This window comes from Achromobacter animicus (genome assembly GCF_902859585.1).
Lineage (GTDB): Bacteria > Pseudomonadota > Gammaproteobacteria > Burkholderiales > Burkholderiaceae_B > Achromobacter > Achromobacter animicus.
The window spans coordinates 245,207-265,798 of record NZ_CADIJM010000005.1; the positions used below are offsets into that span (position 1 = coordinate 245,207).

Consider the following 20,592-nt stretch of genomic DNA (forward strand, 5'->3'; position numbering starts at 1 on the left):
GAGCGGGTTCAAGCCGGCGCCAGCGGCTGCTAAGTCCGCAGCTTGTTGAAGCGGACGGTGTTGACCACCACAGCCAGCGCCGCGCACACCGTGCCCAGCACAAGCGCCAGTCCCGGCCCGTGGGCCGCGCTGACACTGAAGGCAATGGCCACCAGTGCGGTGCCGAAGCTCTGCCCGAAAACCCGGGTGGTGGCCTGCAAGCCGCCCGCCGCGCCGCTGCGCAGCCGGGGCGCGGCAGAGAGCAGCGCGCGGTTGTTCGGTGTCTGGAAGAAACCGAAGCCCACGCCGGCCACGAACATGCCGGCGATGACCGGCCAGTTCGACACCGTGGACGGCAGGAGCGCCAGCCACAGCATGCCCGCGACCATCGTGGCCGCGCCAATGCCACTGAGTGTGGCGGCGGAATAGCGGTCGGACAGGCGTCCGGCCAGCGGCGCGATGATGGCCGTGCCGACCGGCCACGCCCCCATCAGCATGCCCACTTCCAGATACGGCCGGCCGAGCACCTGCTGGAAGTAGAACGGCAGCGACACATACGAGGCCATCTGCGCGGCGAAGGTGCACGCCGACGCGCCCACCGCGAACGCCAGCGGCCGGATGCGCAGCAGATCCACCGGCACCAGCGGCGCGGTCTGCTGGCTGGCGCGGCGCACCAGCACAATACCCGCCACTGCCGAAATCGCGACCAGACCGATGCCGCGCAGCAGATCCTCGCCCATCATGTCCACGCCGGAGATGAACACGCCCAGCGTCGCCATGCAGAGCAGCGCGCTGATCCAGTCCAGCTTCACATCGTTGCGCGGCACTTCGGGCAGATGGCGCAGGCCGAACATGGCAAGCGCGCAGATCGGCAGGTTGACGGCAAAGATCCACGGCCACGGCGCGACGGACAGAATCGCCGAGCCGATGGTGGGACCGAGCACCGACATCACCGCCACCGTAGTGGCGTTGATGCTGATGCCCCGTCCCAGCATCTTGAGCGGATAGATGTTGCGCACCAGCCCGCCAAACATGCACATGAGCGTGGCGGCGCCCAGCCCCTGGAACACGCGCGCGGCGGTCAACTGCCACAGCGTGCCCGCCAGCGCGCAGCCCAGCGAGGCCAGCGTGAACAGCACCAGTCCGAACGTGAACATGCGGCGAAAGCCGATGCGCTCGGCCAGCGCGGACAGCGGCAACAGCGCCATCACGACGGCCAGGTTATAGGCGTTGACGATCCACACCGCCTGCGCGGGCAGCGCGTTCAGATCCTTGGCGATCGTGGGCAGCGCCACGTTGGCGATGGTGGTGTCCAGCACCGACAGGCTGATGCCCGTCATCACGGTGGCCGCCGCCCAGTACCGGCGCGGCGCCGGCAGGCCGTCGGGCGGCGCGGGCTTGGCCCCGCCGCCCGCGGCCGCTTCCTGTTCCTGCGTCACGACTTCTTGACCGGGCGCTGCCATCCGTCGACGGTGACCTGCTTGGGACGCGACACTGTCAGCTTGTCGGCCGGTGCGTCGCGCGTGAGGGTGGTGCCGGCGCCCAGCGTGGCGCCGCGGCCGACGCGCACGGGCGCGACGAGCTGCGTGTCAGAGCCGATGAAAGCGTCGTCTTCGATGACGGTGCGGTGCTTGTTCACGCCGTCGTAGTTGCAGGTGATGGTGCCCGCGCCCACGTTCACGCGCGCACCGATGTCCGCATCGCCGATGTAGGCCAGGTGGTTCGCCTTGCTGTCGGCGCCCAGCACGCTTTTCTTGATCTCGACAAAGTTGCCGACGTGGCTGCGGTCGCCCAGTTCGGCGCCGGGACGCAGGCGGGCATAGGGACCCACGCGCGCATCGCGGCCGACTTCGGCCTGCTGCAGGTGGCTGAAGGCTTCGATCTGCGTGCCCGCACCGACGCTGACATCACGCAGCACGCAATGCGGGCCGACGCGCACGCCGTCGGCCAGCGAGACCTGGCCTACGAACACGCAGCCCACGTCGATGAACACATCGCGGCCGCAGGTAAGCGTGCCACGCACGTCAAAGCGCGCCGGGTCGGCCAGCGTGACGCCGGCTTCGAGCTGGCGGCGGGCCTGCTCGGCCTGCCAGCGGCGCTCCAGTTCGGCCTGCTGCACGCGGCTGTTCACGCCCAGCGTTTCCCAGCCGGCGCCCGGTTGGGCGGCGCCCACGGGCACGTCGTCGACCACGGCCAGCCCGACCACGTCGGTCAGGTAGTACTCGCCCTGGGCGTTGTTGTTGTCAATGCGGGTCAGCCAGTTCTTCAGCTTCGCGGTGGGCGCGCTGAGAATGCCGGTGTTCACTTCCTTGATCTCGCGCTCGGCGTCGGATGCGTCCTTGTGTTCGACGATGCGGCACACGTTGCCGTTAGCATCGCGCACGATGCGGCCGTAGCCGGTGGAATCGGCCAGCACTTCGGTCAGCACGGCGGCGCCCTGGCCGCGCGCGTCCAGCAAACGCTGCAGCGTTTCGGGCTGCACCAGCGGCACGTCGCCATACAGCACCAGCGTGACGTCGTCCTTGCCGTCGCCTTCCAGCAGCAGCGGCACGGCCTGTTGCACGGCGTGACCCGTGCCCTGTTGCGGTTGCTGCAGCACGAAGTGCAGGTCCGGCTGGCCTTCAAACGCCTGCTTGACGCGTTCAGCGCCATGGCCGACCACCACGATGATGCGCGCGGGCTTCAGTTGGCGCGCGCTGTCCAGCACGTGCGACAGCATGGGTTTGCCGGCCAGCGTGTGCAGCACTTTGGGAAGGTCGGACTGCATGCGTTTACCCAGTCCGGCGGCAAGAATCACAACATTAAGCATAGGTTCCAGTAGGTTGAGAGACGGGCGGGCGGCCTTGCGGCCTACCCGCGTGTCGATTGAAGGATGGGTTCAGGGCTTGCCGTCGGCAGGCCCATTTTTCTTGGCGGTCTTGGCCGTGCGCTTGGCGGCGGCCGGCTTGCGCGCGGCGGCGGGTTTGGCGGGCGGCTTTCCGGTCTTGGCGTCCGGCTGGGCCGACGCCTTGGGGGCCTCAGAGTCGGACTTGGACTTGGACTTTGCGGCATCCGGCGCGCCTGCTGCGCCCGGTGCGCCGGCCGGCATGGATGCAGCGGTAGCCGCTGCGATCTGATTGAACTGCTGCTGCAGCAGGTCCCACCACGCCTTGGACGCCGACTGCGCCGCGGCGCCCATCTGTTCGCTCATGGCGGCCGCCGATTCCGGTCCGGTCCCGGCCGATGCCCCCGCGCCTTCCGGTTGAGCACCCGACTGCGCGGCGGCATTTTCCTTTTCACTTGCAGGGGTCGCATTGCTCGACTGCGCAGAAGCGGCACTGGCAGACCCCGCCGTTTTTGGCGCCGGCTTCAACCCCAGCGCAACTTCCAGCGGCGACGCCGCGGCGCCGTCCTGGCTTGCGCCCATATCCATACGCGATGCGCTGTCCACGAAGGCGCGCAGGGTGCTGATGGTGGAGCGCTGCACTTCCATGCCCTGGATGGTGCTCGAGAGCATGCTGAGATTCATGCGCAGCCAGTTTTCCACCGAGCGAAGCTCGGCGATGCGGCGGTCCAGGTCTTCCAAATTCATCGGCGGGGCCATGGGCAGGCTGCTGGCGAGGCCGCCGGGACCGGTCAACCCGGCCCACGCCTGACGCATCATCTCCATGCTGGCCAGCAGCGGGTTGCCCGACAGATCAGAGCTCTGGCCCATGCCGGGCAGGACGAACGGGTTGTTGTATTGGTCGCTCATTCCAGGTGTCTCCATAGTCGGGTGCTTGCTGCCGGCGGCCGGGGTCACCCGGGCAGCAGTTGATTGTTCTCCACGCGCACGTGGTCGCCGGAGGCGAACGCGAACGGCTGCGCGCTGCGGAACTGGCGCGTGCTGCCGTCATTCATGCGCACTGTGAGTTCATAGTGCGTCACTGTTTGTTGCTGTCTGATATTACGCTCAACTTCACGGCCTGCCAAAGCACCGCCGACCGCGCCAAGCACCGTCAACGCCGTCTTGCCGTTGCCTCCGCCAAACTGATTACCCACAACGCCGCCGGCCACGCCGCCCGCGATAGTGCCGACAAGATGGTTGCTGTCGTCCTTGGTGGGCACCTGCACCTGGCGGATGGTCTGGACCACGCCGCAGGTCGCGCAGGCCTGCTGCGCCGGCGCTGCCGCCGCACGCTGGGGCTGGGCGGGTTGCGATGGCTGCGATTGCTGCGCCTGATGCATCTGGCCGGCGGGCCTGCCCGCGCCCGGCGGTGCGCTATTCGCGGCGGTGGGCGGTTCAGCGGCTGGCGCCGGCGCCAGGTTGGCGTCCTCGGGTCCGGCCTCGGCCACGGCGGCCTCCGCGCGCGGATTGGCGGACGGCGACGGCAGCCAGCCCAGCACGGCAGCGACGCCTACCGAACACATGACGATGACGGCGATCGCCGCGGCGGCAAGCAGCGGATGCAAGCCGCGGCGCGGCGACGCGGAAGAGGTCGAGGTATTCATGACGATGCTCCATCGTAACTAACCGGCAGTGGTATAGCACCCGCGCGCGGTTTCGGCATGTTGCGATGGTGACCCTTCATTGCAGGGCAGATGGAGGGTGGACAGGGTGGGGCATTCGTGGACAATAGGCCCCATGGATTCGATCACGCTGACCCAACTGGAACAGGCAATCAACTACTGGCGCAACACGTCGCCATCAGTGGGAGAAGAGTCTCGCCTGTGCCCCGAGGCGGCCGCGCTGGCCACCCCTTACGCGCTGATGATCATCAGCCATCAACGCGAAATCGCCGCCGCCGAACTTGGCGATAAAGCGCGCGCGGCGCTGGCGGCCTGGGCGGCTGCAAAGGTCTGAGCAGGCTGGCGGCCAGTTCCGCCGCAATCAACGCCGCCTTTATCCCTTCAGCAGCGCCTGGATGTCATGCGTCAGGGCGTCAACCCCGACGTTGTTGTTGACCAGCACGCGCGACTCGCCCTTGCCGTCCAGCAGGTAGAACGCGGCCGTGTGGTCCATCGTGTAGTTGCCGTCCTTGGTGGGCGCCTTGGCGTAATACGCCTTGAACGACGCCGCCGCCTTCTTCACCTGGTCCGGCGTGCCGGTCAGCCCCAGGAACCGCGGATCAAACGCCGTGACGTACTGCTTGAGCACCTCGGGCGTATCGCGCTCAGGGTCCACCGAAATCAGCAGCACCTGCACGCGATCGGCGTCCGGACCCAGCTTTTTCATGACTTCGGTCAGTTCGGCGAGTGACGTCGGGCACACGTCTGGACACTGCGTGAAACCGAAGAACACGACCACGACCTTGCCGGAAAAGTCCGACAGCTGGCGCATCTTGCCGTTGTGATCGGGCAGTTCCATGGCGCGGCCCAACTGCGTGCCGCTGATGTCGCTGCCCTTGAACACGGGTTTGGTCTCGCCGCAGGCAGCCAGGGCGGCGGCGACGGCGGCAGCTGCGCCCAGTCGCAGGGCCAGCCGGCGGCTGGCGGAAAACACGGACATCAACAACCTCCAGGGGATCAGCGCAACAGGCCGACCCAGTGGTCCACCAGCAGCGCGCCAAACAGCAGCGCCAGGTAGAGAATGGAAAAACGGAACATGCTGCGGGCCAGCTCGTCGCTGTACGCGCGGTACAGGCGCCAGGCATAGGACACGAACATGCCGCCCAGCACCAGGGCGGACAGCAGATAAAGTTCGCCGCTCATGCGGATGGCGTAGGGCAACAGCGTGGTCGCCATCAGCGCCAGGCTGTACAACAGGATGTGCAGGCGGGTGAACTGGTTGCCGTGCGTCACCGGCAGCATGGGCAGGCCGGCCTTGGCGTAATCGTGATTGCGATAGAGCGCCAGCGCCCAGAAGTGCGGCGGGGTCCAGATGAAGATGATGAGGACCAGCACCCAGGCCTCGGCCGGCACCGAGTCCGCCACGGCGGCCCAGCCCAGCGCGGGCGGCATTGCGCCCGACAGGCCGCCGATCACGATGTTCTGCGGCGTGCGCGGCTTGAGGATGATGGTGTAGATGATGGCGTAGCCCACGAACGTGGCGAACGTCAGCCACATGGTCAGCGGGTTGACCATGTTGTAGAGCACGAACATGCCCGCGCCGCCCAACAGGCCCGACAGGCTCAGCACCTGGAATGCCGAAATGGTGCCGCGCGCCGTGGCCCGGCGCGCGGTGCGCAGCATTCGGGCGTCGACTTCCTGTTCGATCAGACAGTTGATGGCGAACGCGGCAGCGGCCAGCAGCCAGATGCCGATCGTGCCAAACAGCACACGGCGCATGTCGGGAATGCCGGGCGCCGCGAGGAACATGCCGATCACGGCGCAAAACACCGCCAGCTGCGTGACGCGCGGCTTGGTGAGAACGAGGTACTGGCGGAGCAATCCGGATTGAGGAGCGGCAAGACTGGTCATAGTGGACCTCATTTTAAACGCGCACCAAATTGGGGTCGTACCGCCCCGCCGGCTCGCGGCCGGCCGACGCCAGACGCACCATCAAAACCACCGCCGCCAGCGTCAGGCCCGCAGCGCCCCCATTGTGCAGCACGGCGATCAGCAGCGGCCACTGGAAGAAGATGGTGGTCAGTCCCGTAAACAGCTGCGCGGCCAGCAGGGCCAGCATCAGCGTGGCCGGGCCGCGCAGGCCGGGCTCGGCGGCGCGCAGCCGCCACGCCAGGATGCCCAGGTAGACGAACACCACGAAAGCGAAATTGCGGTGCACCCAGTGAATCGCCGTCAACGCGGGCTGCGAGATCATTTCGCCGGAAGGCAGCTCGCCCAGGCCCCGGATGACGGAATAGCCGCCGTGGAAGTCCATTTCCGGCACCCACACCCCGTGGCAGGTGGGAAAGTCCATGCAGGCGAGCGCCGCATAGTTGGTGCTGACCCAGCCGCCCAAGGTGACCTGCACCAGCAGAAGTCCGAATCCGACCGCCACCCACGGCTTCCAGCGCACGGCCTGCGCGCTTACCGGGAGGTGCGGACGCTCGCGCGAAGACAGCCAGGTCATCAGCGCCAGCACCGACAGGCCAAAGACCAGATGGGCCGTCACGACAGCGGGCATGAGCTTGTGGGTCACGGTCCAGGCGCCGAACGCACCCTGCACGCACACGGCGACCAGCGTCGTGATGGCCAGCGCGGGCGAACGGCCCAGTTCGCGGCGATAGCGCCACGCCATGTAGACGATGCCGATGATGAGCATGCCCAGAATGGCGCCGACATAGCGGTGGATCATCTCGATCCAGGCCTTTGACAACGTCACCGGCCCGAAGGGCATGGCCTGCGAGGCCTCGTGGATGTCGCCCATCGCGCCGATCGGCGTGACGCTGCCGTAGCAGCCGGGCCAATCCGGACAGCCCAGGCCGGAATCCGTCAGGCGCACGAAGGCGCCGAACATGATGAGGTCCAGCGTCAGGAACCAGGTAAAGAAGACGAGCTTGCGATAACGCGCTTTGATGCGTTCCATATTCAAATCAAAAACCTACATTCAACCAATGCGCGAGTTATAGACGAGCTTGCTGATGTCCTTGCGCACCCGCACGCCATCCGCCTCGGCGGGATACTGCATCATCAGGTTGCCCAGCGGATCGATCACCCAGATCGGATCCTGCAGGCCGGGCTGGCCAGCGGCCGTGTCGCGCGCCAGGAGGAACCGCGCCAGCTGATCCGGATCCACGCGCACCATCACCGTGCCCTTGTAGGCCTCCAGCACCTTGTCCGGCACCACCGCGTCATCCGTGATGAACCAGACACGTGCCAGGCGGTCCACGTTCTTGCCCTGGCTGGCGTGGCTGTTGCGCGTGATGAACAGCTTGCGCGCGCAGCTTTCGGGGCAGGCCGCGCCGTCGGCGGCCACCAGCAGCCATTTGCCCTTCAGGCTTTCCAGATCGAAGGGCTTGCCGTCCAGCGTGGTCAGACGCAGTTCGGACGCCGCGGGCATGGGCCGTTGGGGCGACAGCAGCGTACCGTAGTTGCTGGAATCGGTGGGCCACCACTGCGGGTTCAGGTAGACCACGAACGCCGCGACGATGGGCGCCAGCGAGCACAGGAACACCAGCACCATGGGCGTCAGCGAACGCTTGACTGCGGGCTTGTTGGTTGGAATGTCGCGAGCCACTTTTTATCCTGGATTAGCGTTGGTCATCTGCGCGCACGCATGCGCGCCTGGGCCTGCTGGTCCACGCGCTGGCGTGAGCGGCGGATGGCGCCCCCCAGCACCACCAGCCATGCAATGGCGGCAATTGCGCCAAAAGCGAACCACTGTACCGCGTACGACGTGTTCTGCTGGAAATCGACAGAGGGCTGGGGCCAGTCGCGCACCAGGCCATCATCCGCCTGGCCGCCTTGGCTCAGCACCGTGGGCAAAAAATTCAGTCCGGTCGCGCGGGCATAGGCGTCCAACGGCAGGTTCTGCACCTGCGGCACCGTGCCGCCCGCCACCGGCAGCGCCGCGGGCAGGGTGGAGGTTTCCGCGCCGCTCAGCGACCACAGCTCGAACATGCGCGGCACACGCACCGACAGCTCGCCCTGCACGGTCTGCACGCCCTCGGGCGTGGCGGGCAGTTGCGGCTCGCCCTGGCCCTGGATGACGCGCGGCAGCCAGCCCCGCAGCACCAGCACCGCGCGATTCGTGGCCGCGTCCAGCAGCAGCGGCGTGGCCAGCCAGTAGCCCGGCCGGCCTTCATGGTTGCGATTGTCCAGCAGTACACTGAATTGCGGCAGCCACGTGCCGCTTGCTTGCGCCACGCGCCAGGGCGTCATGTCGGCGGGCGGCGTTGACGGCGTCAACGCCAGCGGCGCTTGCTTGCGGCCCGCTTCGATCGAGGCCAGAATGGCGCGTCGCTCATCGCTGCGGCGCAACTGCCATTGCCCCAGCGACACCAGGACCATCACGGCCAGGCCAAGCAGCAATAAGGCGGCTACCGTGTAGCGGGTGGAATGCGGTCGGGACATCTGTCGTTGCTGAATCTGAATAGTCGGGAGACCACAATGCGCGTTTTCGTCGTTCTGGCCTTCATCGGGATACTGGCCAGTCTGGCATCCGCCCTGGTCTACCTGATGCGGGACAAAGGTACCACCAACCGCACGGTCAACGCGCTGACGGTCCGCATCGGCCTGTCGGTCGCCCTGTTCCTGTTCGTGCTGTTCGCCCATCACATGGGCTGGATCGAAAGCACCGGTTTTAGATAGGCTGCACGGGTCCCGGTTCCCCGGGTCCTGCACCGCATTGCCGGCGCGCGCCTCCAAATAGCCTGAAAGCGCGATGGATGCCGGCTTGCCGCCCAGCCATCCCTTCGCGCTTTCCCGTGCCGCCATCGCAGCCGGCGCCGCCGGCCGCGATCAGAACCACGACGTCAGAACCAGTACACGAACAGGTACAGGCCCAGCCACACCACGTCGACAAAGTGCCAGTACCAGGCCGCGCCTTCGAACCCGAAGTGATGGTCCGGCGTGAAATGGCCGCGGATCAGGCGGATCAGGATGACGGTGAGCATCGTGGCGCCCAGGATCACGTGGAACCCGTGAAAGCCGGTCAGCATGTAGAACAGCGACCCGTACGCGCCCGAGTTGAACTTGAGGTTCAGGTCCTGGTAGGCGTGGATGTACTCAAACGCCTGACAGGCCACGAACACAAAGCCCAGGATGACGGTGGCCGCCAGCCAGAACTTCGCCTTGCCGCGGTGGTTTTCACGCAACGCATGGTGGGCGATGGTCAGCGTGACGCCGGAGCTCAGCAGCAGGGCCGTGTTGATCGTGGGCAGCCAGAAGGGACCCACGGTCTGGAACGGTTCCACCACGCCAGCCGGACCGAAGTTCGGCCACGCGGCCTGGAAATCCGGCCACAGCATCAGGCGGTGGTCGATGTCGCCCAGCCACGGCGTCGTGATCGTGCGCGTGTACCAGAGCGCGCCAAAGAACGCCGCAAAGAACATGACCTCGGAGAAGATGAACCAGCTCATGCTCCAGCGGTACGAACCGTCGATGCGCTTGCTGTTCAGCCCGGTCTCGGACTCGTGGATGGCATCGCCGAACCAGTAATACATGACGATGACCACGCCGATGAACCCCACCAGCACGGACCACTTGCCCCAGTCCGCGCCGTTGACCCAGGCCGCGGCTCCCAGGCCCATGAAGAGCAGTGCCACGGCCATGCGCACGGGATGGCCCGAGTCGGCGGGGACAAAGTAGTACGGTGCCTCTTTACCTTGAACCGAGTGGCTTGCACTCATGGCTTTCTCCCTGGTACAGATTTAGATTTAGGTAATTCAAGTCAGGCTGGATACGGCCCAACGAACAATTAAAACCAGCACAGTCACAAAGATTGCCGCTGCCAGCAGTCCGGCCACGATCACGTGAACCGGATTGAGCTTGGCGCTGTCCTCACGGTAGCCCGCGCCCTTGCGCACGCCGAAAAACCCCCACGCCACCGCCTTCATCGTCTGAAGGAAACTCAGCTTGCGCTGAGACGTTTCGCGAAGGTCGTCGCTCATGGCCCCGGCTCCTAGCCGACGGCCTTGCCGGTCAGCAAGGCCGAACCGCGGATCACCGTCCAGGCAAACACGGCAACGACGAAAACCAGAAGAACCAGTCCTGCGATCTTGTTACGGCGGCGCTGCTCGGGTGTCATTGCTGTGCTACCTGGAACATGGATAGGGATTTACTTCACTTCGGGCGGCGTTTCGAAGGTGTGGAACGGCGCGGGCGACGGCACCGTCCATTCCAGTCCTTCGGCACCTTCCCACGGCTTGGCCGGGGCCGGTTCACCCTTGCCCATGTAGCAGCGCAGGATCGCAACCAGGAAAATCAGCTGCGACAGGCCGAACCAGAACGCGCCGATGGTGGCGAGCTGATGGAACGTCGTGAACTGCGCGGCGTAGTCGGCGTAGCGGCGCGGCATGCCGGCCAGGCCCAGGAAGTGCATCGGGAAAAAGGTCACGTTGAACGAGATCAGCGTCGACCAGAAGTGCAGCTTGCCCAGCTTTTCGCTGTACATGCGGCCCGTCCACTTGGGCACCCAGTAATAGGCGCCGGCAAACAGCGCGAACAGCGAGCCGGCCACCAGCACGTAGTGGAAGTGCGCCACCACGTAATAGGTATCGTGGACCTGGATGTCGATCGGGGCCACCGACAGGATCAGGCCGGTAAAGCCGCCCATCGTGAACACGAAGATGAAGCCGATGGAAAACAGCATCGGCGTCTCGAACGTCATGGAACCGCGCCACATCGTCGCGACCCAGTTGAACACCTTCACCCCGGTCGGAATGGAGATGAGCATGGTGGCGTACATGAAGTAGAGCTGACCGGTCACCGGCATGCCCGTCGTGAACATGTGGTGCGCCCACACGATGAACGACAGCACGGCGATGGAGGCGGTGGCGTACACCATCGAGGCGTAGCCGAAGAGCTTCTTGCGGGCGAACGCGGGCACGATGGCCGACACGATGCCGAACGCCGGCAAGATCATGATGTAGACCTCGGGGTGCCCGAAGAACCAGAACACGTGCTGGTACAGGACCGGGTCACCGCCGGCGGCGGCATTGAAGAAGCCCGTGCCGAAGTGGCGGTCGGTCAGCACCATGGTGATGGCCGCGGCCAGCACCGGCATCACGGCCAGCAGCAGGAACGCCGTGATCAGCCAGGTCCAGCAGAACAGCGGCATCTTCATCAGCGTCAGGCCGGGCGCGCGCATGTTCAGGATGGTCACGATGATGTTGATCGCGCCCATGATGGACGACGCGCCCATGATGTGGATGGCGAAGATGGCCAGGTCCATGCCGGGGCCCATCTGCAGCGACAGCGGCGCGTACAGCGTCCAGCCCGCGGCGGTGGCGCCGCCCGGCACGAAGAACGAGGCGGTCAGCATGATCGCGGCGACCGGCAGCAGCCAGAAGCTGAAGTTGTTCATCCGCGCGAACGCCATGTCGGATGCGCCGATCTGCATCGGAATCATCCAGTTCGCAAAGCCCACGAAGGCCGGCATGATCGCGCCGAACACCATGATCAGACCGTGCATCGTGGTGAACTGGTTGAACAGCTCGGGGCGGAAGAACTGCAGGCCGGGCTCGAAGAGCTCGGTGCGCAGCAGAAGGGCGAGCGTGCCGCCCTCCAGAAGCATGACGAACGAGAAGATGAGATACATCGTCCCGATGTCTTTGTGGTTCGTTGCAAAAAGCCACCGGCGCCAGCCCGTGGGCACGCCGTGGTGGTGGTCATCGTGACCGTGGCCGTGGCCCGGCGACACGTGGTCTACAGTGACGCTGCTCATGATGGACTCCTTCCTGCTGAGTGCCAGCCCCGTTCAACGGGGCGGCAGGGTATCTCTGACTAAACGGAACCGGTTCTACCGGTGAAGGAACGGCCCACGCGCAATCAGCGCGCGGGCGTGATGTCCTTCGGAAGAACCGTCGGGTCCTGCCCCTTGCCGGCGTTGCTCCAGGCATGGCGCGTATAGCTGATGACCGCTGCGATCTCGACATCGTTAAGCTGCCCGCCGAACGCCGCCATGGCGGTGCCGGGCTTGCCCTTCAGCACGGTGTTGATCTGCTCCCCCTTGGGGCCCAGAACAACCTTGTCTCCGTCGAGCGGCGGGAAGGAACCGGGAATGCCCTTGCCGTTGGCCTGGTGGCAGGCCACGCAATTTGCCGCGAAAACCTTTTCGCCGCGGGCAACCAGTTCAGCTTCCGTCCACTCTTTATTGGGATCGTCGGCGTTTGCCGCCATCTTCTTCTTTTGGTCTTCAACCCACTTATCGTAGTCGGGCTGCGCCAGGACTTCCACGACGATGGGCATGAAAGCGTGGTCCTTGCCGCACAATTCCGCGCACTGGCCGCGATAGATGCCAGGCTTTTCGGCGTTGAACCAGGTGTCGCGCAGGAACCCGGGAATGGCGTCCTGCTTCACGCCGAAGTCCGGAACCATCCACGAGTGGATGACGTCGGCCGCCGTGAGAACGATGCGGACCTTCTTGTTGGCGGGGACGACCAGGTGGTTGTCCACTTCCATCAGATAGAACTCGCCCTTGGGTTCGCGGTTCTCGATCTGGGCGCGCGGCGTGGAAAGCGTGGAGAGAAACTTGATGCCGGCGGCCGAGCCGTCCAGATATTCGTAGCCCCACTTCCATTGATAGCCGGTGACCTTGACGGTCAGGTCCGCGCTGGAAGTGTCTTTCATGGCGACGACCGTCTTGGTGGCCGGCAGCGCCATGGCGATGACGATGATGAAGGGGATGACCGTCCAGGCGACTTCGACGCCCAGGTGTTCGTGGAAGGTCGCCGCCTTGTGGCCGCGGGACTTCCGGTGCGCCCAGATGGAGTAGAACATCACTCCAAAGACGCCGATAAAAATCACAATACAGATCGTGAGCAGCAACCAATGCAGCCACATGATGTCGCGCGAAATCGCGGTGACGCCTTCATGCAGGTTCAGCTGATTGACCTTCGGACCGCCGGGCATGTTTTGCACCTGGGCACCGGCCACGCCGCCAATCAGCATCGCACAAGCCCCCAGTATCCCTCTCCACTTCTTCATGCTTACCTCGAAATACGGCGCGAAGGCCCATTTGCTGGTGGCGGAAGTCACCGGAATACGGGCAACACGCAATTATTAGATGGCAGGGCGATGCAGGGAGATAGAGCGGCCCTGTCGTTCCCTCTCGAAATCACAAAGAAACTGGCGGATTATAGCGGACGCGCAAACAGATGTAATTTAGTGCTCTTGAATTCATGCGGCCCGCCCCCATGTGCGCTCGCCCCTTGACTACGGGCCGTAAACCGGGTGGCTTAAAATCGCCCGCAACCTCATCTCCTTGGCGCCACGATGCAAAAGCAGTTGCCCGATTTGTATGCCGCCCTGTGCGCCCGCGCGCAGGAGCCCGCCCCAGAAGGCGCGCGCGCTTTATATATAGCGGGGCGCCGCTGCGGCTGGGCCACGCATGCAGCCTGCGACGCGCTGCGCGATGCGCCGCAAACGCACGCGGACGACACGGCGCTGCGCATCGGCGAAGGCCTTGCCCCCGGCAATGCGCTCGACGCCGTGCTGGAACAGGCCGCTGAACTGTTGCGCCAAGCCAACTGCCTGCGCGGCTGGCGCGATGAATTGCTGGACGTTCTGGATGGCGACGAGCCGCTGGGCGTCATCGAACGCGCCGCCGTGCGGCCGTTGGGTCTGTTGACCAAGGCCGTGCATCTGAATGCGTGGACGCCCGACGGCAAGCTGTGGGTCGCCCGGCGCTCGCTCAGCAAGTCGACCGATCCCGGTATGTGGGACACATTGGTCGGCGGACTGGCGGGAAGGGGCGAGGACCTGGAACTGGCGCTGGTGCGCGAATGCGGCGAAGAAGCCGGCCTGGACGAACCCGACCTAGCGCGCCGCATGCCGCTGCGCACGATTTTGCGCATCCACCGCCGGCTGCCCGAGGGCTATCAGGTGGAAGACGTGCTGACCAGCACGTGCATCCTTGCGCCGGACGCGCGGCCCGCCAACCGTGATGGCGAGGTCATGGAAATCGCCACCGTCGACGTCGCGACGGCCTTGCACCATATTGCCGAAGGCGAATTCACGCTGGAAGCGGCCCTGGTGCTGGTCGAAGACATCATGCGGCGCCAGGCCGCCGGCGACATCACGATCTGAATCGCTGGATCGGGCCACGCCCACGGGGTGGGCCCAGTCACCCTCAAATGAAACTGCCGGCACGCGCGCGGTGGCGCGCCCGGCAGAGTGCGGCTAGCGGGACGCAGGTTCCGGCGTTCCCAGCACGGGGTCGCTCGGCGCAGCGGCGCCCGGCGCACCGGCGCCCAACGCATCGGCGCCCGGCACCTCTCCGCCGTCAGCCGGCTCGCCGCGCAGTTCACGCGCCGCCCGCAGGTCCTCGCCTTCCGGCGGACCGCCTGCGCCGGCCGCTTCCGCCGCTTCGGCCGCCTGCGCGGAGCTAGGCCCCGCCACCGGCGCGGGCGTGGCCGCCGCCGCCGCGGAAGCCTGCGAAAACTGCTTCCAGACTTCAATCGCCCGCAGACGCTGCTTGGCCACGACCTGAATGCGATCGCGCAGGTTTTCGTCGCGGGCCAGCAGCGCATGGAAATCGCGCGAGGACAGCATCAGCAGCTTGCTGTACCCCAGCGATGTCACGTCCGGCGTCAGTTGCTCTTCGCCCAAAAGACCCAGTTCGCCAAAGAATTCGCCGCTGCCCAGCTCGATCATGGTGTTGTCGGGCAGATGGACCGCCACCGCGCCCGACGCCACAAAGCACATCTCTTCGCCGTGCCGCCCCTTGGTCAACACCCGCTGGTCGGGCAGGGCAAGGCGCGGCTTGAGCAGCTTGCTGATGGCGCGCAGGGAGTCGGGCGACAGGCCTTCAAAAAGCGGCACGCGCTTGATAAGTTCGGCCGCACTCATTTCGATGTCCAGCGGCGGATGCTTGTCGATGTGCGCCCAGCGGCTTTTCAGTTGCTCGGTCAGGTCGGCATAGACCTCTCCGCTGATCAGGAACTGCTCAAGCATGTCGCGGTAGCGGATGCGTTCAAGCTCGCGCGCCACGCGGCCCAAGTAACTTTCCTGCAGCCATTGGGCGTACGACGGATATTGCAGGTTCAGCGCCTGCATCGCGTTCTCGATCAGGTCCAGGCGGCGCTGATGCAGCGACACGATGCGCTGCGTGGCCTCTTCGCCCAGCAGCGGCGTGATCTGTTCGCGGGCAAAGCCGATCAGGCGCTGCGCGACCGACCGCTTGCTCATCAGGTTGGCAAAACGCTGGCCCAGTTCCCGCGCCAGCCAGCCCTGGAATCCAAATACGTAGTGCAGCCGAAGCGCCAGCCGGAAGCCCGTCGAATAGCGGACGTCGGCAGCAATGGCGCGCTCGAAGCCCTCCACGCCGCCCAGCCGGATGGCGTCTTCCAGCCGCTCGGCCCGCGCCAGCAGCGTTTCCGCCATGCGCCAGTCCACGATCTGCGCTTTCAGGATGTCGAAGAACATTTCCTCTTCGCGCTGCGCCACGATCGCCAAGCCCACGGCCACGCGCTGCTCGTCGGTCATCTGGCTGACCCGGCCGTCGTGCACGCTGGCCAGGCTGGCGTCGAACACCGCACGGATGCGGTCACGCACTTCGTTCCCGATATGCTCGGCCTTGGCCACTTCCTCGGTCTTGCCCTGCAGGTCTTCCAGCGCCACGGCCAGCACCTGGTTGCGGATGGTGCGCTCGACGGGCGACAACTGGTTCAGCCCCAGCATCCGGATCAGCGGCCGCAGGCTGATGCCGTTGACGAACAAGGTCATCAGCACGAAGCCCGTGGTCGCCACGGCAATGAACTGGCGCGCCTCTTCGGGCACGCCGGTCTGTTCGGTCACCGCCAGCGCCAGCGCCAGCGACACGGCGCCGCGCAGGCCGCCCCACAGCATCACCACCTTGTACGGATTGCTGACCTTGGTGCCCAGCCGCGTCAGACCCAAAAGCGGCAGCAGCCCGAACACCACAATCGCCCGCGCCACCAGCGTCACCACGAACACCACGCCCACCAGCACCAGTTCCTGCCAATCGGCCGCGGCCATCAGCTTGGGGATCAGCATGGCCGCAAACAGGAAGATGAGGGAGTTGGCCCAGAAGCCAAACTGCTCCCACGCGCTGGACAGATGCTCGAAGGTGGTCGGCGACATGCGCGTGCGGCCGGTGGAACCCACCACCAGGCCCGCGATCACCGTGGCCACCACACCCGAGACGTTCAGGTAATGCTCGGAGATGAAGAAGGACAGGTAGGCCAGCGTCAGGGTCAGCGTGATCTCGGCGGTAGGAAAGCCGCGCAGCCAGGCAAACAGGAAGCAGGCCAGACGCCCCATCGCAAAGCCGGCCACGCCGCCGCCGATGAAGTGCACGATGAAGTCGTTGAAGATGCCGCTGACGGACAATTCGCCCTTGCCGCTCAGCACCGCCAGCAGCACGGAATACAGCGCGATGGACGCCGCATCGTTGAACAGGCTCTCGCCCTCGACCAGCGTAGTCAGTCGCTTGGGCGCGCCCACTTCGCGAAAGATGCCGACCACCGCCACCGGGTCGGTCGTGGCCACGATGGCGCCGAGCAGCAGGCACACCACCAATCCATAAGGCGAGATGGCGTCCAGCGTCACGCCGACCACAACCGTGCAGACAACCACCGCCACGATGGCCATCATCAGGATCGGACCGATGTCGTCCATCAGACGCCGCACGTTCATTGACAGCGCCGTCTCAAAGAGCAGCACCGGCAGGAACACCATCAGGAAGGTCTCTGACGAGATCTCGAAGCGCTCCAGCGAATCGAGAAAGTCGCCGATCCAGGCCGGCGCCCAGCCGTGCACGTGAATCACGATCCCGAGCAGACAGCCAACGATGGCGAGCAGCACCGAATAGGGCAGCTTGACGCGGCCGGCCAGGGGCGGCATGAAGCAGACCAGCGTGAGCAGGCCCGCAAGACCAAATACAAGAAAACCAACATCCATGGGTAGCGCCGCGTCCCGATCGTAGTGCGTGTGGAAAGTTCCACAAGAATAGCGGCTTTTTTCCGGCACTCGCGGCCGGGACGTGACGGGAATCGTGGAGAATGCACGTTTCGTTACCCCAATGGACGCTTGCGAAACGTGCCGCGCCATGTTTTTTGGGTAATGTGGCATCACGCGAACTTTTGCAGGAGCGGCACGTGGCACGCATCCACACCTTGACCCGGCGCCACGACGCGCCCGCGATGCTCGTCCAGTTGACCGATAGCCATCTGTTCGGCGAGCCCGAAACGTCGATGCTGGGCGTCAATACCGACGCGAGCCTGCGCGCCGTGCTGCGCCAGATCGAGGCCGATGGCAAACATCCCGACCTGCTGCTCGCCACCGGCGACCTGTCGCAGGATGGCGAGGCCGCGGGCTACCAGCGCTTTGCGCGCATCCTGTCCGAATCGGCCGCGCTGGATCGTGCAACGATCCGTTGCCTGCCGGGCAATCACGATCAACCGTCCGTCCTGCGCCAGGAATTGTCCGACTGGTCGATGCCGGTGACTGACGTGGGCGCATGGCGCGTCGTCACGCTGGACACGACGGTGCCCGGCTCGAACGCCGGCCATCTGTGCAATAGCGAACTCGACATGCTGGAAGCGGCGCTGGCCCAGGCGCCCAACCGCCACACGCTGGTGGCGATGCACCACAACCCGATGCAGATCGACAGCCACTGGCATGACTCGATGATGATCGACAACCCGCAGGCGCTCTTCAAGCTGCTGGCGCGGTTTCCGCAGGTGCGCGTGCTGCTGTGGGGCCATGTGCACCACGAGTTCGACCGCCGCCGCCACAACCTGCGCATGCTGGCCACGCCGTCCACATGCTTTCAGTTCAGCATCCGCGACGGCAAGCACATCGTCGACAACATGGCGCCGGGCTACCGGTGGATCAAGCTTTATCAGGATGGATCGATGGCGACCGGCGTGCGTCGCGTGCAGGACGCCCTGTGGCACACCGCGCTGCAACCGCCAGACAGCGCGCGCGCGGCTTGATCTGTCCGAGGACGGCGTCGAAACAGGCGCCGTTTTTTATGGGCGCTGCGTTCCGAGCGCGCATAAAAAACGGGGCACCGATATGCTAGGTGCCCCGCAAGCATCCGTCTCATAGGGGAGGGGAAAGAGGAGAAGCCGAGACGGATGACAAGACTGCTAACCGAAGTTTGCGGTCTACATGAAGTTAGGCGGCGCCTTCCTCATTAAGTTTCTGCGAACGCAGAAAATTTGCCCCCGAATTTGTATCAATTTATTGGCCGTCCCGTTGTCATCGGCCGGCTGTTGAAAGCGGCGCGCAATGTCAGGCGCCAAAGAAAAAGGCCGCAATGAGCGGCCTTTGTCATGCGCGGGGCAGCAATCACGAGGCGAGGTTGCCGCGCATCTTCTTGAGCGCCGCCGCTTCGATCTGGCGAATGCGTTCGGCCGACACGCCGAACTCTTGCGCAAGCTCGTGCAGGGTGGCGCCGCCGTCGTCCTGCAGCCAGCGGGCTTCGACGATGCGGCGCGAGCGCGGATCCAGCGCTTCAAGCGCGGTGGTCAGGCCGGCGCTTTGCAGGTGATCGCGCGCAGCGCGCTCGAGCACGCGCGTGGGTTCCTGGCGGCCTTCGTCGGACAGGTAGGCGATCGGCGCATAGGTGTCGTCGTCGTCGTCCTGGTTTTCCAGCGACATGTCGCGGCCGGACATGCGGACTTCCATTTCGCTCACGTCTTCGTTGCGCACGTTCAGCTCGCGAGCGATGTGGTCGACCTGTTCGGGATCCAGGGTCTGGCCGTCGGGACGCATGCTGCGCAGATTGAAGAACAGTTTGCGCTGCGCCTTGGTCGTGGCCACCTTGACCAGCCGCCAGTTGCGGATGATGTATTCGTGGATTTCGGCCTTGATCCAGTGAACCGCGAACGACACCAGGCGCACGCCGCGCTCGGGGTCGAAACGCTTGACGGCCTTCATGAGGCCGACGTTGCCTTCCTGGATGAGGTCGGCGTGGGGCAGGCCGTAACCCAGATACTGTCGGGCCACGGACACCACAAGACGCAGGTGCGAAAGAATCAGCTCGCGGGCGGCGCCCAGATCTTCCTGGTCGCGCAGGCGGCGGCCGAGTTCCGTTTCGCGATCCGCGGACAACACCGGCAGGCGGTTGACCGCGGAAATATAAGCGTCGATCGTACCGAGAGCGCCCGGATTGGCGATGGCCAACGCCAGAGCGTTGCCGGAGGCGGTCAACGAGGTACTGGGTTGCTTCATAGCGGGGGTCTCCGGATGGCGAGAAAACGACATGAATTCGATGTTAGCACTCAAGTAATAGGAGTGCTAATTCGACTGTTGCGACGCGTCAAAGTTTCATTTCCGCGACGCGTCCCCGTTTATTCGGGAGCCGGGGCGGTTCACCACCCGAGGCGCTTCAGCCCTTCGGCGGTGGCTTCGCCGTCCGGACGGATGAATAGCGCGCCGCGCGGGTCCATGAAGACCTGGTAACGGGCCCCGTCGAACAGGGGCATGTAGGCGCCGCTGCCAAATTGGACATCGACAAAGGGGAACCAGTTCGGAAAACTTTTCTTCAGGGATCCGAGGTCCGGCGCGGGCCAGTCGTCCAGGGGATGCACCGAGCGCGTGGCCGTCGCTTCGCGGGCGGCATCGCTGTAGCGGCCCGACAGGCGCTCCAGCCGATACAGGGGCGGCACGCCGGCCATGAGCGCCGGCAGTTTCCAGCGCACGACCCGGGCGTCGATCTGCCACTGGTCGCCGTAGAGTACATATTGCTTGTCGCCGATGCCCGGGGCATTGGCATTAACCTGGAACTGACCCTCGGCCTGTTGGCGGATGTCGATGCGGGCGACCGGCTGGTCGGTAGTCAGCCGAACGAACTGCACCAGCGACAGCGCGAGCAGGCCCGATACGCATCCCAGGCACACCAGCAGCAGGCCGCATGCGCGGCGCACCGGCCGGAACTGGAACATGCGGCGTCCGCGTTCGTCGCGGGGACCACCCCTGCCCAGCAGCATGACGATGCCGGGCAACAGGACGATGACGGCGCCCAGCAGGATCCAGGCGAAGGGAGCAATTCCGTTGATCAAATCAGGCGTTCCTATTCAAGCCGCCGCGTCGTACAGCGCGGCGGGCGCAGGAAGCCGCCACCCGCCGCGGCAGGCT

The 20,592-nt window shown here is 65.3% G+C and carries 21 protein-coding genes; 4 read left to right on the top strand and 17 right to left on the bottom strand.

Translation table 11 applies throughout. The features are described 5' to 3' along the window. Nucleotides 1–29: 29 nt before the first annotated feature. From HV681_RS15310 to HV681_RS15325, 4 genes are all read right to left on the bottom strand, one after another. Nucleotides 30–1,418 (bottom strand): MFS transporter, encoded by a 1,389-nt coding sequence (locus HV681_RS15310; protein WP_254594985.1) that lies wholly within the window; start codon nt 1,416–1,418, stop codon nt 30–32. Beyond that, nucleotides 1,415–2,788: a bifunctional UDP-N-acetylglucosamine diphosphorylase/glucosamine-1-phosphate N-acetyltransferase GlmU gene (glmU, locus tag HV681_RS15315; RefSeq protein ID WP_175123877.1), complete on the bottom strand. Its 1,374-nt coding sequence runs from the start codon at nt 2,786–2,788 to the stop codon at nt 1,415–1,417. The genes HV681_RS15310 and glmU overlap by 4 nt, the downstream gene beginning before the upstream one ends. A gap of 69 nt (nt 2,789–2,857) precedes the next feature. Beyond that, the gene (locus HV681_RS15320) at nt 2,858–3,712 is read right to left on the bottom strand and encodes a PhaM family polyhydroxyalkanoate granule multifunctional regulatory protein (protein ID WP_175123878.1); all 855 of its coding nucleotides are present in this window, start codon (nt 3,710–3,712) and stop codon (nt 2,858–2,860) included. Nucleotides 3,713–3,756: 44 nt separating this feature from the next. Further along, nucleotides 3,757–4,449 carry an outer membrane lipoprotein gene (locus HV681_RS15325; protein WP_175123879.1) on the bottom strand — a complete coding sequence of 231 codons (693 nt, stop codon included), beginning with the start codon at nt 4,447–4,449 and terminating at the stop codon, nt 3,757–3,759. Between the two features lie 133 nt (nt 4,450–4,582). Here HV681_RS15325 and HV681_RS15330 point away from each other — a divergent pair, with 133 nt between their 5' ends. Beyond that, a complete protein-coding gene (locus HV681_RS15330; protein ID WP_175123880.1) occupies nt 4,583–4,801 on the top strand; it encodes a DUF3717 domain-containing protein in 219 nt (72 codons plus the stop codon). Between the two features lie 39 nt (nt 4,802–4,840). Here the strand turns inward: HV681_RS15330 and HV681_RS15335 are convergent, their stop codons facing one another. From HV681_RS15335 to HV681_RS15355, 5 genes are all read right to left on the bottom strand, one after another. Continuing rightward, nucleotides 4,841–5,446 carry an SCO family protein gene (locus HV681_RS15335; RefSeq protein ID WP_175123881.1) on the bottom strand — a complete coding sequence of 202 codons (606 nt, stop codon included), beginning with the start codon at nt 5,444–5,446 and terminating at the stop codon, nt 4,841–4,843. Nucleotides 5,447–5,463: 17 nt separating this feature from the next. Continuing rightward, nucleotides 5,464–6,357 carry a heme o synthase gene (cyoE, locus tag HV681_RS15340; RefSeq protein WP_175123882.1) on the bottom strand — a complete coding sequence of 298 codons (894 nt, stop codon included), beginning with the start codon at nt 6,355–6,357 and terminating at the stop codon, nt 5,464–5,466. 13 nt (nt 6,358–6,370) lie between these two features. After that, on the bottom strand, nt 6,371–7,408 hold the full coding sequence (locus HV681_RS15345; RefSeq protein ID WP_175123883.1) for a COX15/CtaA family protein: 1,038 nt from the start codon (nt 7,406–7,408) through the stop codon (nt 6,371–6,373). Nucleotides 7,409–7,429: 21 nt separating this feature from the next. Continuing rightward, nucleotides 7,430–8,005 carry an SCO family protein gene (locus tag HV681_RS15350; protein ID WP_175123983.1) on the bottom strand — a complete coding sequence of 192 codons (576 nt, stop codon included), beginning with the start codon at nt 8,003–8,005 and terminating at the stop codon, nt 7,430–7,432. A 77-nt stretch (nt 8,006–8,082) separates the two neighbouring features. Further along, nucleotides 8,083–8,895 carry an SURF1 family protein gene (locus HV681_RS15355; protein ID WP_175123884.1) on the bottom strand — a complete coding sequence of 271 codons (813 nt, stop codon included), beginning with the start codon at nt 8,893–8,895 and terminating at the stop codon, nt 8,083–8,085. Between the two features lie 36 nt (nt 8,896–8,931). Here HV681_RS15355 and HV681_RS15360 point away from each other — a divergent pair, with 36 nt between their 5' ends. Next, nucleotides 8,932–9,132: a twin transmembrane helix small protein gene (locus HV681_RS15360; RefSeq protein WP_105236947.1), complete on the top strand. Its 201-nt coding sequence runs from the start codon at nt 8,932–8,934 to the stop codon at nt 9,130–9,132. 164 nt (nt 9,133–9,296) lie between these two features. Here HV681_RS15360 and HV681_RS15365 read toward each other — a convergent pair whose 3' ends face one another. The 5 genes from HV681_RS15365 to coxB all read right to left on the bottom strand — a co-directional run bounded on the left by HV681_RS15365 (nt 9,297) and on the right by coxB (nt 13,470). Continuing rightward, entirely contained in the window at nt 9,297–10,172 is an 876-nt protein-coding gene (locus HV681_RS15365) for a cytochrome c oxidase subunit 3 (RefSeq protein ID WP_175123885.1), read from the bottom strand. A 36-nt stretch (nt 10,173–10,208) separates the two neighbouring features. After that, nucleotides 10,209–10,433 carry a DUF2970 domain-containing protein gene (locus tag HV681_RS15370; protein ID WP_056565538.1) on the bottom strand — a complete coding sequence of 75 codons (225 nt, stop codon included), beginning with the start codon at nt 10,431–10,433 and terminating at the stop codon, nt 10,209–10,211. An 11-nt stretch (nt 10,434–10,444) separates the two neighbouring features. Beyond that, complete coding sequence (locus HV681_RS27745) at nt 10,445–10,570, bottom strand: cytochrome oxidase small assembly protein (RefSeq protein ID WP_217467855.1); 126 nt, start codon at nt 10,568–10,570, stop codon at nt 10,445–10,447. Nucleotides 10,571–10,600: 30 nt separating this feature from the next. After that, on the bottom strand, nt 10,601–12,208 hold the full coding sequence (gene ctaD / locus HV681_RS15375) for a cytochrome c oxidase subunit I (protein ID WP_175123886.1): 1,608 nt from the start codon (nt 12,206–12,208) through the stop codon (nt 10,601–10,603). Between the two features lie 104 nt (nt 12,209–12,312). Further along, nucleotides 12,313–13,470: a cytochrome c oxidase subunit II gene (gene coxB / locus HV681_RS15380; protein ID WP_056565543.1), complete on the bottom strand. Its 1,158-nt coding sequence runs from the start codon at nt 13,468–13,470 to the stop codon at nt 12,313–12,315. 288 nt (nt 13,471–13,758) lie between these two features. Between coxB and HV681_RS15385 the strand changes: the two genes are divergently transcribed. Further along, on the top strand, nt 13,759–14,571 hold the full coding sequence (locus tag HV681_RS15385) for an NUDIX hydrolase (RefSeq protein ID WP_175123887.1): 813 nt from the start codon (nt 13,759–13,761) through the stop codon (nt 14,569–14,571). Between the two features lie 93 nt (nt 14,572–14,664). On the opposite strand, the gene HV681_RS15390 is transcribed toward HV681_RS15385, so the two are convergent. Then, the gene (locus HV681_RS15390) at nt 14,665–17,406 is read right to left on the bottom strand and encodes a cation:proton antiporter (protein WP_175123888.1); all 2,742 of its coding nucleotides are present in this window, start codon (nt 17,404–17,406) and stop codon (nt 14,665–14,667) included. Nucleotides 17,407–17,603: 197 nt separating this feature from the next. Here HV681_RS15390 and cpdA point away from each other — a divergent pair, with 197 nt between their 5' ends. After that, nucleotides 17,604–18,443 (top strand): 3',5'-cyclic-AMP phosphodiesterase, encoded by an 840-nt coding sequence (gene cpdA / locus HV681_RS15395; RefSeq protein ID WP_175123889.1) that lies wholly within the window; start codon nt 17,604–17,606, stop codon nt 18,441–18,443. Nucleotides 18,444–18,801: 358 nt separating this feature from the next. On the opposite strand, the gene rpoH is transcribed toward cpdA, so the two are convergent. Further along, a complete protein-coding gene (gene rpoH / locus HV681_RS15400) occupies nt 18,802–19,686 on the bottom strand; it encodes an RNA polymerase sigma factor RpoH (protein WP_175123890.1) in 885 nt (294 codons plus the stop codon). Between the two features lie 140 nt (nt 19,687–19,826). Then, the gene (locus HV681_RS15405; protein ID WP_105236942.1) at nt 19,827–20,516 is read right to left on the bottom strand and encodes a hypothetical protein; all 690 of its coding nucleotides are present in this window, start codon (nt 20,514–20,516) and stop codon (nt 19,827–19,829) included. Nucleotides 20,517–20,592: the final 76 nt, after the last annotated feature.

Bases quoted from the DNA above. Each gene is read 5' to 3' on its own strand.
- HV681_RS27745 (WP_217467855.1), bottom strand. From the start codon at position 10,570: ATGACACCCGAGCAGCGCCGCCGTAACAAGATCGCAGGACTGGTTCTT.
- HV681_RS15390 (WP_175123888.1), bottom strand. From the start codon at position 17,406: ATGGATGTTGGTTTTCTTGTATTTGGTCTTGCGGGCCTGCTCACGCTG.
- HV681_RS15320 (WP_175123878.1), bottom strand. From the start codon at position 3,712: ATGAGCGACCAATACAACAACCCGTTCGTCCTGCCCGGCATGGGCCAG.
- HV681_RS15360 (WP_105236947.1), top strand. From the start codon at position 8,932: ATGCGCGTTTTCGTCGTTCTGGCCTTCATCGGGATACTGGCCAGTCTG.
- cyoE (WP_175123882.1), bottom strand. From the start codon at position 6,357: ATGACCAGTCTTGCCGCTCCTCAATCCGGATTGCTCCGCCAGTACCTC.
- HV681_RS15370 (WP_056565538.1), bottom strand. From the start codon at position 10,433: ATGAGCGACGACCTTCGCGAAACGTCTCAGCGCAAGCTGAGTTTCCTT.
- HV681_RS15345 (WP_175123883.1), bottom strand. From the start codon at position 7,408: ATGGAACGCATCAAAGCGCGTTATCGCAAGCTCGTCTTCTTTACCTGG.
- ctaD (WP_175123886.1), bottom strand. From the start codon at position 12,208: ATGAGCAGCGTCACTGTAGACCACGTGTCGCCGGGCCACGGCCACGGT.
- glmU (WP_175123877.1), bottom strand. From the start codon at position 2,788: ATGCTTAATGTTGTGATTCTTGCCGCCGGACTGGGTAAACGCATGCAG.
- HV681_RS15325 (WP_175123879.1), bottom strand. From the start codon at position 4,449: ATGAATACCTCGACCTCTTCCGCGTCGCCGCGCCGCGGCTTGCATCCG.
- HV681_RS15335 (WP_175123881.1), bottom strand. From the start codon at position 5,446: ATGTCCGTGTTTTCCGCCAGCCGCCGGCTGGCCCTGCGACTGGGCGCA.
- HV681_RS15350 (WP_175123983.1), bottom strand. From the start codon at position 8,005: ATGGTGCTGGTGTTCCTGTGCTCGCTGGCGCCCATCGTCGCGGCGTTC.
- HV681_RS15385 (WP_175123887.1), top strand. From the start codon at position 13,759: ATGCAAAAGCAGTTGCCCGATTTGTATGCCGCCCTGTGCGCCCGCGCG.
- HV681_RS15365 (WP_175123885.1), bottom strand. From the start codon at position 10,172: ATGAGTGCAAGCCACTCGGTTCAAGGTAAAGAGGCACCGTACTACTTT.
- HV681_RS15330 (WP_175123880.1), top strand. From the start codon at position 4,583: ATGGATTCGATCACGCTGACCCAACTGGAACAGGCAATCAACTACTGG.
- HV681_RS15355 (WP_175123884.1), bottom strand. From the start codon at position 8,895: ATGTCCCGACCGCATTCCACCCGCTACACGGTAGCCGCCTTATTGCTG.
- coxB (WP_056565543.1), bottom strand. From the start codon at position 13,470: ATGAAGAAGTGGAGAGGGATACTGGGGGCTTGTGCGATGCTGATTGGC.
- rpoH (WP_175123890.1), bottom strand. From the start codon at position 19,686: ATGAAGCAACCCAGTACCTCGTTGACCGCCTCCGGCAACGCTCTGGCG.